This window comes from Aliivibrio sifiae (genome assembly GCF_002954705.1).
In the GTDB taxonomy this organism is placed as follows: Bacteria; Pseudomonadota; Gammaproteobacteria; order Enterobacterales; family Vibrionaceae; genus Aliivibrio; species Aliivibrio sifiae_A.
In genome coordinates, this window is the sequence record NZ_MSCO01000002.1 from 713,544 (window position 1) to 729,660 (window position 16,117).

The following is a 16,117-nucleotide window of genomic DNA, read 5'->3' on the forward strand; positions in this document are numbered from 1 at the left end:
TCGTAATTTAGAAATTTTGCTCTTTTTGATATGCATTTTTTTATCGTTACCTTTAACTCTATCACTAAGATCTTTTAACCAGAAGTGAGTCATATTAGTCGCTGGCGTATGTAAAAAGATGTGGTCGGCATTATTTTCACATACATAAACACTATGCTATCGTCTATTAAAAATAGCACTAAAATAATAACAGACTAATGATATTTTAAACATTACGGTTAACGCAAGGAAGTAACATGATTGATTTTCGCTCAGATACAGTAACAAGACCAACCCAAACCATGCGTGATGCAATGGCAAACGCCTTAGTTGGCGATGATGTGTATGGAGATGACCCAACAGTAAATGAACTTGAAGCATGGACAGCAGAGCGACATGGCTTTGAAGCGGCTCTTTTCACCTCATCAGGTACTCAAGCGAACCTTTTAGGTTTGATGGCCCACTGTGAACGTGGTGATGAATATTTATGTGGCCAACAAGCGCATAATTACAAATATGAAGCCGGTGGCGCAGCAGTTTTAGGATCAATCCAACCTCAACCAGTAGAGAATAACCCTGATGGTTCATTATGCTTTCAAAAGCTAGAAGCTGCAATTAAACCAGATGATTTTCATTTTGCACGAACCAAGCTGCTCAGCTTAGAAAATACCATTAATGGTAAAGTCCTCCCTCTTAGCTATTTAGCCGAAGCTCGTGAGTTCGTAAATAAGCATAATTTACAACTTCACCTTGATGGCGCCCGTGTATATAACGCAGCAGTCGCACTAAATGTCGATATTAAAGAGATTGCACAGCATTTTGATAGTATGACTATTTGTTTATCGAAAGGCTTATCAGCACCTGTTGGCTCTTTATTATTAGGCACTAAAGAGTATATCCAAAAAGCACGGCGCATTAGAAAAATGTTGGGCGGCGGCATGCGTCAGGCAGGAATTCTAGCTGCTGCTGGTAAACTTGCTTTAACTGAACAAGTTCCACAACTCTCGGTCGATCATAGCAATGCTAAATATTTAGCAGAACAACTTAATAATGTTAGTGGATTTTCGGTCAATGTAGAGCACATTCAAACTAACATTGTATTTGCTCGTTTAGATAACAAAGTCGATATACATACAATTGTTCAACACGCTCAAGAGAAAGGTATTTTAATTTCTGCTGGTAACCCTATTCGTTTTGTTACTCATAAAGATATTTCAAAACAAGATATTGATACGTTTGTTGAGTTTCTAAAAAGCGAAGTCTAGTTGCAGATTAATACTAATTCTTTTAGGCAATCATTAGAAACTTATCTCAATGGTTTGAAAAGATAGTCAAATAAAAAGAGCAGCTTAGTGGCTGCTCCTTTGTTTCCATACATACAGTAATATTTTAGCCTTCAATCACTTTCATCAGTAATGACCCATCAAACATTGCTTGCTTAACAAGCGCAGCTCCCGGCATTGTCGCTTGTGTATAAAAACGGCTTTCAACTAACTTTGTATCTTTAGCATACAAAGGTAATACTTGATTTTGTATTGCATCCATTATGACAGGATAAAGAAGTTCTTTAGAAAGATTTATCTCACCACCAATCAATACAATTTCAGGGTTAAACAAGTTCACCATAATGGCAATCGCTTCACCAAGATTATGCCCTAACTCAGTAATGACTTGTTTTGCTAAAATATCGCCTTCATTAGCAGCTAGACAAATATTTTCTATCGTAATCACATTGCCTTTTAATGACGTTTGGTGCCCATTATTAATCAGGTTTGTTACTTGATCTCTAAGCGCTTTAGCACTGGCTACGGTTTCAAGACAACCTGAATTACCACAATGACAACGAGCGCCTAATTTATTGATTTTGATGTGCCCCATCTCACCAATATTACCCGTTCTACCTTGTAGGACTTCACCATTCATTATGATACCAGCACCAACACCGTGATGAATGGAAACAAGAATTGAATTATCATAACTTTGAGAATTACCAAACAACTTTTCAGCTAATGCCCAACTACGAGTGTCGTTACCAATAAAGACAGGCAAGCCTGTAGCTTCATAAATTTTAGGACCAAGAGGCAAATTATCCACGTTGTAATGTGGCATTTGAATAACAAGCCCTTCAGAAGAAATAACTAACCCCGGTAAAGAAACTGAAATACTTGTTATCCTGCCTAAAATACGAGAATGTTTTTGAAAGAATAGTTCAATCTCGGCAAGTAACTTCGCGAGTAACTCATCTTGTTCTATTTCTTTAATCGTTTGTCTTTCTTCAATAATTTGCTCACCGCCAAGACTGTGCAACGCGATAGTAAGGTAGCCTCGTCCTAACCGTAAAGACAAAAACTGCCAGCCTTCATTATCAACTTCTAAACCAATCGCAGGTCGACCACGACTATTTGCTTCTTGTACCTGCATTTCTTTGATAAGGTGTGCGTCAAGCAATTCGCGTGTAATTTTAGTAATACTAGCCGGAGCTAAATTACTTTGTTTAGAAAGGTCTATTCGAGAGATAGGACCAAGTTGGTCAATAAGCTTATAAACCCGTCCAGCATTTACTTGTTTTAAGTGATCAATGTGTCCGGGTTGGGCCACGTACATGTGTATCTCCAGTAAATAAATTTGTGTCTAATTTCATTTTTTTACTTTGCGAACAAATTGTGAAGTCTAAGTATTAACCTACGTGATAAGTATCACGAAGATTATGAAATATTTACTGAAAATGCGACTTTTGCACGTATTTCACCTACGATTTTTTATAGTTTTTTATTTGAGTAAAATAATTATGTCAGCGCCATCATTTAAAATTAATGAGTTATTCGAAACCATTCAAGGTGAAGGTACATTCACCGGAGTTCCTTCTATTTTCTTACGCTTACAAGGCTGTCCTGTTGGTTGCTCTTGGTGTGATACCAAACAAACGTGGGAAGTTGAGCTAAGTGATAAAACAGATTTAGCAACGATTTTAGCGAAAAAAGAAGATGCGCCAAGCTGGACAGAGCTAACAAGCACTCAAATCATAAACATGCTTAATGAACAAGGTTATACAGCAAAGCATATCGTTATAACGGGTGGTGAGCCATGCATGTATAATTTAACACCATTAACAGAAGAGTTAGAACAACATGGTTACCGTTGTCAGATAGAAACCAGTGGTACCTACCCTATTTTGACCTCAGTTAGCACGTGGGTGACAGTGTCACCAAAAATCAATATGAAAGGTAAGCTTCCTGTATTAGAACAAGCCTTAATGCGCGCAAACGAAATTAAACATCCAGTGGGAACAACAAAAGACATTGAGCAACTAGATACCCTGCTTGAGAATATAAAATTATTGGACGATGTTACGATTGCCTTGCAGCCTATCAGCCAAAAACCACGAGCTACCGAACTTTGTATTGAAACCTGCATCAAAAGAAATTGGCGACTTTCTATACAAACACACAAATATTTAGCGATTGCGTGATACTTTTTTACAATTTCCTTGTTTGAATCATGGAATTGTCATCATTCTCGATATATGTTTAGTGGATCACAGAATAAACACAATAACATCCATTTTGGAGATAATATGTCTAACAGACTACGTAGAACAAAAATCGTTACCACTCTTGGCCCTGCAACTGATCGTGATAATAACCTTGAAAAAATCATTGCCGCGGGTGCAAACGTTGTTCGAATGAACTTTTCACACGGTAGCCCAGAAGACCACATCATGCGCACTAAGAAAGTACGTGAAATTGCGGCTAAACTAGGTACTCACGTTGCTATTCTTGGTGATCTTCAAGGTCCTAAAATTCGCGTATCTACGTTCAAAGACGGTAAAATTCAACTGGCTATTGGTGATAAATTCACACTAGATAGCGATTTACCAAAAGGCGAAGGTAATCAAGACTCTGTAGGTTTAGATTATAAAGAACTTCCACAAGATGTTGTTACTGGTGACGTACTGCTTCTTGATGATGGTCGAGTTCAATTAAAAGTAACTTCTGTTGAAGGTAACAAGGTTCACACTGAAGTAACCGTTGCTGGTCCTTTATCAAACAACAAAGGTATCAACAAACAAGGCGGCGGTCTTTCTGCTGACGCACTGACTGAAAAAGACAAAGCTGACATCATCACAGCTGCTGCGATGAAAGTTGATTACCTAGCAGTTTCTTTCCCACGCAACGGCGAAGACATGAACTACGCTCGTCGTTTAGCTCGTGAAGCAGGTCTTGAAGCAAAATTAGTCGCTAAAGTTGAGCGTGCTGAAACCGTTGCTACAGAAGAAGCAATGGATGACATCATCATGGCATCTGACGTTGTAATGGTTGCTCGTGGTGACCTGGGTGTTGAAATTGGCGATCCTGAGTTAGTGGGTGTTCAAAAACAACTTATCCGTCGTGCTCGTAGTCTTAACCGTACCGTTATTACTGCAACACAAATGATGGAATCAATGATCACAAGCCCAATGCCAACTCGTGCTGAAGTAATGGACGTTGCTAACGCCGTACTTGATGGCTCGGATGCGGTAATGCTTTCTGCAGAAACAGCTGCGGGTGACTTCCCTGTTGAGACAGTAATGTCTATGGCAAGTGTATGTATTGGTGCAGAAAAAGTACCTACAGTAAATGTGTCTAACCACCGTTTAGATCGTCGTTTCACGACTCCAGAAGAAACGATTGCAATGTCTACTATGTATGCAGCAAATCACATGGAAGGCATCACAGCGATGATCACGTTGACTGAATCTGGTCGTACACCATTAATGATGTCACGCCTTAGCTCTGGCCTACCAATCTTTGCATTATCACGTAACGAAAGTACACTAAATCGTGCTGCACTTTACCGTGGTGTTACTCCAGTATTCTTTGATGAAAGCGCAGGCTCTGGCTTACCATCAACATATGCTGCAATTAATGCATTAAAAGATAAAGGCCTATTAAGTGCTGGTGACCAAGTTATCATCACTCAAGGTGACGTGATGGATATCGTTGGCTCTACTAACTGCATGCGTATTATTACGGTTGAATAAGAGTAAGGTTAATCACTTAATCTTTATCTCTATTAATTAAACAAAAAGCCCTGAAAATCATTATGATTTCAGGGCTTAATTTTTATAATAAGCCACTTTATTTACAGTGCCATTCCCACCAAAATAAGAGTTACTTTTGAATCAATATCACTCGACACTCGTATGGGCGCAGTATCATTTCTTTTTGAGGTTGCGTGAATTCTACATCACCATAATTCGCTAAAATATACTTAACGTCCTTCCCTTTTAAATCAAAAGAGACAGGCGCTTCATTCGCATAAAAGTTATGAACAGCAATTAAACGATGCGTATTACTTTCTCGTTGATAACAGAATAACTCCTTATGCTCAGGCATCAAATCATAGTAATCCCCCGTGGTTATTACCTCTACCTCTTTACGAAGTTGGATGATTTTCTGATAGAAATAAAACACAGAGTTTTGATCGTTTACTGCATTTTCTGCATTCACATCTTGATAATTGTTAGCCACGGATAACCACGGAGTACCTAAGGTAAAACCAGCATTATTGCTTCTATTCCATTGCATTGGTGTTCTAGAATTATCACGAGATTTTTGTTCTAAAATTTCAAGCATTTCAGACTCAGAAACAGATTTCTTCTGGTTCACCATGATATCGAACATGTTAGTACTTTCAAGGTCTCGATATTGCTCGATTGAAGTATAATGTGGGTTGGTCATTCCAATCTCTTCACCTTGATAAATATAAGGCGTTCCTTGCATCATATGCACTGATGACGCGAGCATTTTAGCGGATAATTCACGGTACTCTTCATCATTACCTAAGCGGCTTACCACTCTAGGTTGATCATGATTACACCAAAACAGTGCTCCCCAGCCCTTGCCATTTAAACCGGTTTGCCAGTGATTAAAAATCGACTTCAGAGATATAAAATCAAACGGAGCTTTGGTCCACTTTTCACCATTTATATAATCAGCTTTAAGATGATGAAAGTTGAATACCATCGATAGTTCTTTGCCATCTCGTGCTGAGTATTGTTGACAATGTTCTAACGTGGTTGATGACATTTCACCTACAGTCACAGAACCATACTTTTGAAAAACAGCTTTGCTTATCTCTTGTAAATATTGATGAACTTTAGGGCCATCAGTATAAAAACGGCGCCCATCTCCAACATCATCATTCAGAAATTCTTGCTGCTTTGAAATAAGGTTAATAACATCTAAACGGAATCCATCAACGCCTTTCTCTGCCCAAAAGCTGATTATTTCTTTTACTTCTTGACGAACTTTAGGATTGTCCCAATTTAGATCCGCCTGCTCTTTAGCAAATAAGTGTAAATAATATTGCTCTGTTGCTTCATCTAATGCCCACGCGTTACCTCCAAACTTAGATTCCCAATTAGTTGGCTCTTTGCCATTAACTGAATCTTTCCAAATATAATAATCTCGGTATTCACTGTCTTTGTCACCAAGAGCAGACTTGAACCAATGATGTTCTGTCGATGTATGATTAACCACAAGATCCATAATAATGCGTATGCCACGAGACTTTGCTTCTTCAAGTAATTCATCAAAATCTGCCATGGTGCCAAAATCAGGATTAATTGAATAATAATCAGCAATATCGTAGCCATTATCAATCATTGGGGATTGATAGATAGGAGTTAACCATAATGCATCCACACCCAATTTTTTCAGGTAATTCAATTTAGAAATAATACCTTTAATATCACCTGTGCCTTTATTACCGCTGTCGCAAAAACTTTTTGGGTAAATTTGATAGATAGTTGCTGTACGCCACCACTCTAAATTTGTCATTTTATATCTCTAAACTACTTAAAAAGAGAACACCTTTACTTATATTATCCATGTGAAGGTGTGTACTGTAATGATAAGAATTACTTAACCTAGGCTGCAGAAACGGCTAACTGCTCTTAAGTTTCTGCACGCTTATACATAATCAATGTTAAAATGGCAGGAACAAAAATTGCGACTAACATAGCAACACCATAAATTCCCCAGAATTGCGGTTGAATAGAAAGAATTCCCGGCAAGCCACCTACTCCAATGCCATTCGCCATGACACCGGCACTACCACAGATAGCTGCTGCCATTGCTGAACCTATCATTGCACTCAACATTGGAAATTTATATTTCAAATTAATTCCGTACATTGCGGGCTCTGTAACACCAAGATAAGCTGAAATAGCTGCTGGGACTGAAATGTCACGCTCACCACTTTTCTTACTGATAATGATAATCCCAACCACCGCTGAAGCTTGGGCAATATTTGATAATGCGATTAGAGGCCAAATTGGGGTGCCGCCCAACTCTTGCATTAATTGCAAATCGACAGCGTTCGTTGTGTGGTGAATACCCGTAATTACTAATGGTGCATAGAAGAAACCAAAGATCACTGACCCAACAATCGCAAAATCTCCAGTCATTGCGGCTTTTGCAGCCACTGCAACGCCATCACCGAGCACTCTGCCAAACGGTCCAATAAATGCGTGAGCCAAAATGACAGACACAATAATAGAAACAAAAGGCACAACAACAAGATACAGATAAGAAGGAACAATGCGCTTTAAATTTGTTTCAATAAAGGCTAATGCAACACCGGCAAGCATGGCAGGAATAACTTGTGCTTGATAACCAACTTTTTCAATAACAAATAAACCGAAATCCCAAACTTCAGGTACTTGTTTACCAATAAGGTACGCATTCATCAATTGAGGAGAGACTAGAGTAACACCGAGTGTAATACCTAGAATCGGAGTACCTCCTAATTTTTTCACCGTTGACCAACACACACCAACAGGTAAGAAAAAGAATATCGCTTCACCAATCAACCATAAAAATGAATGTACTGTTGCCCAAAACTGACTCGTTTCTACTAATGTTTGACCATCAAGCATTCTTAGATCGCCGATGACGTTTCTAAAACCTAAGATCAAACCACCTGTAATAATCGCAGGTAATAATGGGACAAAAATTTCAGCTAGATGAGAGATCCCACGCTCTAAAATATTCATATTTTGTCGAGCTGCAAGTTTGGCATCTTCTTTGGATGCTCCTTTCTCTCCTGAAAGCTCATTTAAAATGGAAAAAACTTCATCCACTTCAGTACCAATAACAACTTGAAATTGTCCGGCATTAGTAAAGCAGCCTTTAACCATAGGTATTTTTTCTATTGCTTTTACGTCAGCACCATTAGTGTTGTTTAATACAAAACGTAAGCGCGTCAAACAATGACTTACACTAGCAATATTCTCTGTTCCCCCGATCAACTCTATCAAACGTTGTACGTCCTTTCTCTCTATTTTACTCATACCTTTGTCCACGTTGATTATAATTTCGCACGAACTGGGAATGTTCCCAATGAATTTCGAAGCATACTTGCAAATATGACCGGACAAATAAATGGGAACAATCCCATAAATTGAATTAGATCACAATAAAGTGTATTATTTACGATAATTTAGAAAGATAAAGGCTGAGTTAAATGAGTAATATTTGCGCTACCATCTAATTGTTGTAAAAGCTGTTTCGCAGCAATTTCCCCTGCACGCTGATAGCCAGGATTAATGCTGATAATATTAGGGAATAAGAAAGAAAGTAGCTCATTACCACCAACCCCTGTAATTTGAATATCATCACGTTGTAACTCTTGAAGACGCTTAGCTACGCCAAGTGCCAATGTATCACTTGCGCACACTATGGCTTCAATATCATCATCTAATACTGAATCAACTAACGCATACGCACTCTGGTGATCTAACTGCCCTGTTGCAAATCGAGATGGTAATTCACGCTCCTCACACCAACTCAAATAAGCATCTAAACGTAATTTACCGGTTGTTTTATCACTAGGATCAACACCAATATAAGCAATGTTAGTAAGACCCAGTTCTGATAAATGATAAAGAGCTTGCTTTATCACACCTTGGTTATCGTAGTTAATTGAACTGACTTTATCGGTATCCATAGCAATGACAACCATGCGCTCATCCCAACGTTCAACTTCACTCATATCACACTCTGTAAAACCAAATAGAATAACACCGTCAACACTGCGTTTTCTCAGTACTTCTAAATGCTCATTGGTTTTTTGAGTATCAAATTGACTTTCCATAATCACAGCATCATAGCCGTGACGATAAATTACCTCTAAAATTGCACTCACCGCTTTATTTTCTGAAGGCGAATCAAGACGAGACGTAATAATACCGATGACTTTTTGACTGCCACCACGCATGCTTTGGGCTGACTTTGAAGGAGTAAACCCAGACTCTTTAATGATCTGCTCTACTTTGAGGCGAGTTTCTAATTTCACTTTTGGATCATCGGTTAATACACGAGACACCGTCGACTTTCCAACACCAGCCATTTTAGCTATATCAAGAATCGTCAATTTTTTCGTCATGTGTAAATCATCCATTAGTGAGAGTGCCATTTATTGAATTCGAATATGCATTTTTAATACGTTAATAGTTTACTCATTCTCTAATAAAAACGCATGAAAAATATCATGCGCTTTTATTCTACAAAGTTAACTATATTATGGTTTCCAACGATCATAAGCACGGGTAATGCTCTCATTCGCCGTTTTCCACTCTTTACTGTTTAATAGCGTTGCTCTATCAAAATGCTTAGTTTTCAATAATGCGTTTGCTTTTTCTACGGTTTGAATTTCTAAGTTATCTAACACTTCTACCGCAGATTGGCGATTGTTACACATAAGAACCATATCACAACCGGCATCAAGGGCTTGCTGAGAGCGTTCTGCTGGTCCGCCCATAATGGTCGCACCTTCCATACTCAAATCGTCTGAAAAAACCAATCCGTTAAAGTTTAGTTGTTTACGTAGCACTTCTTTTAACCAATAAGAAGAACCACTGGCTGGTGATGAGTCGTATTCAGGATAAATAACATGCGCTGGCATCATCGCATCTAGAATACCTGCTTCAATTTGAGCTTTAAAAATCGCCATGTCTAACTCAAAAATATTATCACGGTTATCATAAGGTGTTTCTAAATGAGAATCAGCAATCACACCACCATGACCAGGAAAATGTTTACCTGTCGTAGAAGTACCTGCTGATTTCATTCCCTTCATGAATGCGGTGCTGTATTTAACAATGGTATTAATATCATCACCAAATGCACGGTTACCAATGGCTTTACAATCAAAACCGCTATCAAGAACAGGAGCAAAGGTAAGATCTATATCATGAGCAACTAACTCTGAACACAATAACCAGCCTGCCATTTTTGCCAATTCTAAACCGTTATCCATTTCGGCATAAGCTTGCGCTGGGGGAATAAGGGTAAATTCATCTCTAAAACGTTGAACACGACCGCCTTCTTGGTCAACACCAATCAAGATAGGACGGCCAGCCGCTTTACGAATTGACGCGGTTAGTGCAGCGAGCTGCTTTGAATCATGATAATTTCGAGCAAATAAGATCAAGCCCCCTACCGTTGGGTGCTGTAATAATTCACGCTCTTCAGCATCAATCTCGTATCCTTCAACATCTAACCATAACGGTCCCATAAATTTCTCCAAATCATCTTAATTTTTATAGGCTTAAAGTATCATGCTCTTTATGAATTTAAAATCTTATATCTAGAACTTATTACTCAAAATACGTTGAATTGTTTAAATATTATCTCTCCGCTTTATGGCACAATATCTTAGTATTACTATCTTGGTGTAAATTAAATGCAGTTGGAGAAATGAGAATGGAAAAATACATAGGTTTAATGTCAGGAACGAGTTTAGATGGTGTTGATGCTGTTTTAGTTGAGACAAATGGCACAACCATAAACTTACTTGGCCATGCTGATTACCCAATGGATGCTCAATTAAAATCAGATATTTTATCTTTCTGCACAGGCCAAGAAACCAATTTAAAAGTTGTTGGTGAAATTGAACATCGCTTAGGGCATTTATTTGCTGATGCCTCTTTACATCTTCTCAATACCCTCTCAGTTGCTCCAGAAAGTATTACTGCAATTGGTAGTCATGGGCAAACAGTTTTTCATTCACCAGATACACAGTATCCATTCACAATGCAACTGGGGGATGCCAATATTATCGCAGCAAAAACAAACATAGATACTGTAGCTGATTTTCGTCGTAAGGATATGGCACTAGGTGGCCAAGGAGCACCACTGGTTCCAGCCTTCCATCACACTTTATTTGGTAAACCAAATAGCACTCATATCATCCTAAATATCGGGGGGATTTCTAATATATCTATCTTACAAAAAGACACTTCCGTAATTGGCTATGATACAGGCCCTGGTAATATGTTGATGGACGCTTGGATCTATAAACATAAGCAAAAAAGCTATGACCATAATGGCGATTGGGCTCGTGATGGTGTCGTGATTCAAGAGTTATTAGCTCAACTAAAACAACACAGTTACTTTGCTCGTCCTTACCCTAAAAGCACAGGACGTGAATTATTTAATTTAGAATGGTTTGCTCAATTTATTGAAAATAAACCATACAAACCACAAGATATACAAGCGACATTATTAGAGTTTACTGTCGTTACTATTGTTGAACAAGTCGTTAAATTTCATGTTGGTGAAGCAGCAAAACTTCTTGTATGTGGTGGCGGTGCTCATAATCAATATCTAATGGAAAAACTGCAACAACATTTATCTAATTGGGCAGTTGCTACGACTAACGACTACAATGTAGATAGTGACAACATGGAAGCAATGGCGTTTGCATGGCTTGCACATCAACGAATTCATAACAGACCAAGCAACGAGCCAGATGTAACAGGTGCTTCACGTTACGCAAGTTTAGGTGTAATCTACCCGGCCTCTTAAATACAAATAAGAATAATTAAGAAGTATTTTATTATGCATATTTCAGCTCAACTACAGCCACTTTGGCACAGTAAAAAAACCTCAGAACCATGCCACTCTTTAAAAGAACAATTGGCATGGTTACACGATGCTGACGATAATTTTAAGCTTAAAGCAATTAATAAAGAGCAACTTGATGATAAACACCTCCTATTAAATGAGTGGCTGCCTTCTAGTTTATCTAATGCTATTGAATTGTTTGGTAAAAAGAATGAAGTAAACCAAAATGTTGCCGCATCAATGTGGTTAAAATCATTCAATAATCAATTTTTTACCAGTTTAACCGCTTTACGTTTAAAATTTAATCGCGTACCTATCGTTCAATTTAATGACATTTTCATTTCGACACCTAATGGTGAAAAAATAAAATCATTACAAATCAATAATAACTGCCATTTTGTTTGCCTTGAAAACGATCCTTTAGCAACAAGTCCTCAATCTACAGTAGTCGCTACCCACGAGCAGTTAGATGAAGCCTTTACTCATTTAATACAGCAAATTGGTGGTGGATTAAGTCTGTTATTTGAAAAAGAAAGATTAAAGCATCGTCCATTTTGGGGAAGTATCTCACTGGCTGTCAGTGTCTTCTTTATGCGTTTAACCGAAAAAGGGCTTTCTGCAGATCTCGCTAAGCAAATACTTCCTAATGCCCAGCAATGGTTATCAAATACCATGCCTAATATAGGAAAAGAACTGGCCCATATCCATGTAGCAGAAAAAGAACAGCGCGCTATCTTATATGTCCAACGTGAAACCTGTTGTTTAAAATACAAAATTGATGGCAAGAAAAATTGTGCTACGTGTCATTTACTTTCCGATGAAGAACGCATCAAGAAAAACACCAAACGTATCCCCTCTTCACTGTAATACGCAGTTTATCAATTGTAATGTGTCGGTAACACTACCGACACATTAGCTTTGTAAATATTAAATAAAACTTACATCAATTCTTAATATATTTTTTCTATCTTAGATCCCAAGCAAATAACTAGACTAAAACGGATTGTTTTAGTTCATTTTAAAGGTATGGGATCTAATGAAAAAATTACTACTATCAACCGCTATTTTATCGTCTTTTGTATCTGCACCGCTTCTTGCTGCAACCGTTTATGATCAAGATGACACTCAATTAAAAGTTGGTGGCAGAGCCGAAGCTCGAGCAAATATTTCTGACAATAATGAATCAGCAACAGACAGTTCATTTGAAGATAAAAGTCGTGCTCGTATTAATTTAAAAGGCAAAACAAAAATTAATGACAGCTTAGGCGCATTTGGTACCTATGAAGTTGAAATTGGAAGCGGTAAAAATAACACGGTAAACACTCGATACTTGTTCGCTGGTTTAAGCACAACTGTTGGTAATTTCTCTTACGGCCAGCAAGACTCAGCGCAAGTCATGCTTACTGATTATACTGATATCCTAGCGACATTCGGCGGTGATGCAGCCGACTTAACCGCTGGCAACAAAGACAAGCGTGAAAATAACTTCTTATACTCAGGAGAGTTTGATGCACTAACCATTCAAGCCAACTACATTGCAAGTAATACCAAAAAGAATGATAGTTTTGGTATCTCTGGTATGTACGCATTACCTATGGGCTTAGATATCGGTTTAGGTTATACGTCAGGTGAAGAGTCTTCAACAGGACTAACAACAGCAGATGCAGATCAAATCAACTTGGCACTTCGCTACACATTAGATGCATTCATGGTATCTGGTCTCTTTACAACTGGAGAAGTAGATAAAAATGATGCAAGTGGTTACGAATTAGCCGCGGCCTATAAACTTGACCAATGGGTATTCCAAGGCGTTTATAACTTCCAAGAAGTAGATAATACCGATACTGAAAATAATGTTGCAATTGAAGCTATTTATAAATTAAATAAAAGCTTCCGTACTTATGCAGGCTATAAATTTGAGCAAATCGATAACAAAGATGACCAATTACAATTCGGCCTTCGTTACGATTTCTAAATAATTTAATTACAAAAAACTAATTTAGCGCTCTGGGTGGAGGGCTAAACCCCAATCCGGAACAGTTATTTTGCTGTTTCGGATTTTTCACTTTGGCACATTATCTTAAGATCTGTTATAACGTACCTTCAAATCACTATTTAACGGTTAATCATGAAATTACTAGTTCGCAACCTACCTCGCACAATGACTGAATATGAATTAAGAGAGATGTTTAAAGCTCACGGTTCACTTGATTACTGCACACTGGTTTTAGATGAAACAACTGGCGAATCTAAAGGTTTTGCTTTTGTTGAAATGCCAAACGAAGAAGAAGCTCTAGCGGCTATTGAAGCAGAAAATGGTAAAAAGTTTGGTAAAGATAAAATCCGTGTAAAAGCGGCAGAATAACCCCTGCTTTTGTAAACCAAGCACATTCAGTGATTAGAAAACATCGGTCTCAACCTGTTTCTAATTACTATACCAATCGTATTTGCAACAAGGGTACGATTGGTATTGCTTTGTGTTGTTTAAAACCATCGCCCCACTTCACCTCTCTGTTAATTAGACATTATTATGCCAATTTCTGATCCTTGCTTTACTTCTTTTACACAATCCATTAATAGCTATGCCTTGCCTGAACGATTCACCTTCCCATTTTATTATGAACCACATCCACTATGTGAATTAGCGGCAAATCAGTTACAACGTCACTTAGTATCACAAACCGATTGGCAGCATAACTTTGGTGTAGAGCAAGATATTATTGTAGGAAGTAACGAAAAAGCCATTGGTAAAATGTTTGGGGTCTTGTTAGTTCAGCATTCATCAGGAGAGATCGGATACTTATCTGCTTTTTCAGGTAAAGTAGCGGACAGTAATCATCTTCCGGGTTTTGTTCCTCCGGTATTTGATATGTTAGAAGAAGATGGATTCTTCAAAGCTGAATTGGCTGAAATTACAGAGATAAATGCAACGATAAAACTGCAACAAGCCAATCCTCAACTCGCAGAATTAACTGCAACCCTACAAGCAGAAATTAAATCCTCTCAAAAACAACTTGAAGCACAACGACAAGTAATGATTGAAGGAAGAAAATCGCGTAAAGAGCAACGAGCAGCAGCAGACAATAAAGCTCAAGATGGCACTCAAAAATCTCAAATAGCCCTAGAGCAATTAATCATCCAGCTCAGTAAAGAAAGTATTAAAGAGAAAAATACATTAAGAGATCTTAAGATCTTTTGGGATGAAAACGTAAATAATATTCAGCATCAGTTAGATCGGCTAAATACAGAATTATCACAATTAAAAACAACGCGTAAAAATCTATCTAATGCTCTACAAAAAAAACTATTTCAGCAATATAAATTCTTAAATACTCATGGTATTGAAAAAGATCTGAATGATATTTTCAAAGATACACCGAATCACATTCCACCAGCCGGTTCTGGAGAATGTGCTGCGCCTAAATTATTACAATACGCTTTTGCCCATGAGTTAACACCACTAGCCTTAGCTGAGTTTTGGTGGGGAGTTGCACCTAAATCAGAAATACGTCAACACAAGAAATTCTATGCTTCTTGCCAGAGTAAATGCCAACCAATTTTAGGTCATATGCTTGAAGGTATAGAAATGGATGAAAACCCTTTGCTAACTAATCCAGCAGAAGGCAAAGACATTGAAATCATTTATGAAGATGAGTTTATGCTTATCGTCAATAAACCTGCTGACTTTTTATCGGTTCCCGGTAAGAACATTCAAGATTCGGTCTACACTCGTATTCAGCAACGCTACCCTAATGCAACGGGAGGCTTAATCGTTCATCGTTTAGATATGGCGACCTCAGGGTTAATGGTGCTAGGGTTAACGAAAAAAGCACATAAACGACTTCAAAAACAATTTATTAGTCGTACTGTTGAAAAACGCTACACAGCATTAATTGATGGTGTATTAACCCAAAATGAAGGAATGATAACCCTACCATTACGTGGTGACCTTTATGATAGACCTCGTCAGCTAGTTTGCTTTGAACATGGAAAACCAGCAGAAACAACCTACCAAGTTCTTGAGCGTAATGACGGGAAAACTAAAGTGTACCTTTATCCAAAAACAGGTCGCACACACCAGTTACGCGTTCATTGTGCTCATCACCTTGGCTTAAACATACCAATAATGGGCGATGACTTATATGGTAAAAAAGCCGACAGACTCCATCTGCATGCTGGGTATTTATCACTAACCCACCCGATGACAAAAGAGTCAATGGAATTTAACGTTGAGGCAGAATTTTAGA

General features: G+C 38.1%; 13 protein-coding genes. 8 read left to right on the forward strand and 5 right to left on the reverse strand.

What is annotated here, in order from left to right; translation table 11 throughout:
- Positions 1 to 239: 239 nt before the first annotated feature.
- Positions 240 to 1,244, forward strand: coding sequence for a low-specificity L-threonine aldolase (gene ltaE / locus BTO22_RS14310; protein WP_181044688.1), 1,005 nt, complete (start codon positions 240 to 242; stop codon positions 1,242 to 1,244).
- Between the two features lie 124 nt (positions 1,245 to 1,368).
- On the opposite strand, the gene mlc is transcribed toward ltaE, so the two are convergent.
- Positions 1,369 to 2,583 carry a sugar metabolism global transcriptional regulator Mlc gene (gene mlc / locus BTO22_RS14315; protein ID WP_105056060.1) on the reverse strand — a complete coding sequence of 405 codons (1,215 nt, stop codon included), beginning with the start codon at positions 2,581 to 2,583 and terminating at the stop codon, positions 1,369 to 1,371.
- A 184-nt stretch (positions 2,584 to 2,767) separates the two neighbouring features.
- On the opposite strand from mlc, the gene queE reads away from it, so the two are divergent.
- Together queE and pyk are read left to right on the forward strand one after the other, a co-directional pair.
- A complete protein-coding gene (gene queE, locus BTO22_RS14320; protein WP_105056061.1) occupies positions 2,768 to 3,448 on the forward strand; it encodes a 7-carboxy-7-deazaguanine synthase QueE in 681 nt (226 codons plus the stop codon).
- A gap of 105 nt (positions 3,449 to 3,553) precedes the next feature.
- Complete coding sequence (gene pyk / locus BTO22_RS14325; RefSeq protein WP_105056062.1) at positions 3,554 to 4,999, forward strand: pyruvate kinase; 1,446 nt, start codon at positions 3,554 to 3,556, stop codon at positions 4,997 to 4,999.
- Between the two features lie 130 nt (positions 5,000 to 5,129).
- Here the strand turns inward: pyk and treC are convergent, their stop codons facing one another.
- The 4 genes from treC to nagZ form a co-directional block, all read right to left on the reverse strand.
- On the reverse strand, positions 5,130 to 6,800 hold the full coding sequence (treC, locus tag BTO22_RS14330; protein ID WP_105056063.1) for an alpha,alpha-phosphotrehalase: 1,671 nt from the start codon (positions 6,798 to 6,800) through the stop codon (positions 5,130 to 5,132).
- A gap of 116 nt (positions 6,801 to 6,916) precedes the next feature.
- Complete coding sequence (gene treB / locus BTO22_RS14335) at positions 6,917 to 8,314, reverse strand: PTS trehalose transporter subunit IIBC (RefSeq protein ID WP_105056064.1); 1,398 nt, start codon at positions 8,312 to 8,314, stop codon at positions 6,917 to 6,919.
- Positions 8,315 to 8,463: 149 nt separating this feature from the next.
- Entirely contained in the window at positions 8,464 to 9,408 is a 945-nt protein-coding gene (gene treR, locus BTO22_RS14340) for a trehalose operon repressor TreR (RefSeq protein ID WP_105056571.1), read from the reverse strand.
- Positions 9,409 to 9,543: 135 nt separating this feature from the next.
- Positions 9,544 to 10,539: a beta-N-acetylhexosaminidase gene (gene nagZ / locus BTO22_RS14345; protein WP_105056065.1), complete on the reverse strand. Its 996-nt coding sequence runs from the start codon at positions 10,537 to 10,539 to the stop codon at positions 9,544 to 9,546.
- Positions 10,540 to 10,727: 188 nt separating this feature from the next.
- Between nagZ and BTO22_RS14350 the strand changes: the two genes are divergently transcribed.
- The 5 genes from BTO22_RS14350 to BTO22_RS14370 all read left to right on the forward strand — a co-directional run bounded on the left by BTO22_RS14350 (position 10,728) and on the right by BTO22_RS14370 (position 16,116).
- Positions 10,728 to 11,831: an anhydro-N-acetylmuramic acid kinase gene (locus tag BTO22_RS14350; protein WP_105056066.1), complete on the forward strand. Its 1,104-nt coding sequence runs from the start codon at positions 10,728 to 10,730 to the stop codon at positions 11,829 to 11,831.
- 33 nt (positions 11,832 to 11,864) lie between these two features.
- Complete coding sequence (locus tag BTO22_RS14355) at positions 11,865 to 12,737, forward strand: (2Fe-2S)-binding protein (RefSeq protein ID WP_105056067.1); 873 nt, start codon at positions 11,865 to 11,867, stop codon at positions 12,735 to 12,737.
- Between the two features lie 169 nt (positions 12,738 to 12,906).
- On the forward strand, positions 12,907 to 13,845 hold the full coding sequence (locus tag BTO22_RS14360; RefSeq protein ID WP_105056068.1) for a porin: 939 nt from the start codon (positions 12,907 to 12,909) through the stop codon (positions 13,843 to 13,845).
- Between the two features lie 153 nt (positions 13,846 to 13,998).
- A complete protein-coding gene (locus BTO22_RS14365; RefSeq protein WP_105056069.1) occupies positions 13,999 to 14,235 on the forward strand; it encodes an RNA recognition motif domain-containing protein in 237 nt (78 codons plus the stop codon).
- 165 nt (positions 14,236 to 14,400) lie between these two features.
- Positions 14,401 to 16,116: an RluA family pseudouridine synthase gene (locus BTO22_RS14370; RefSeq protein WP_105056070.1), complete on the forward strand. Its 1,716-nt coding sequence runs from the start codon at positions 14,401 to 14,403 to the stop codon at positions 16,114 to 16,116.
- The last annotated feature ends 1 nt before the right edge of the window (position 16,117 follow it).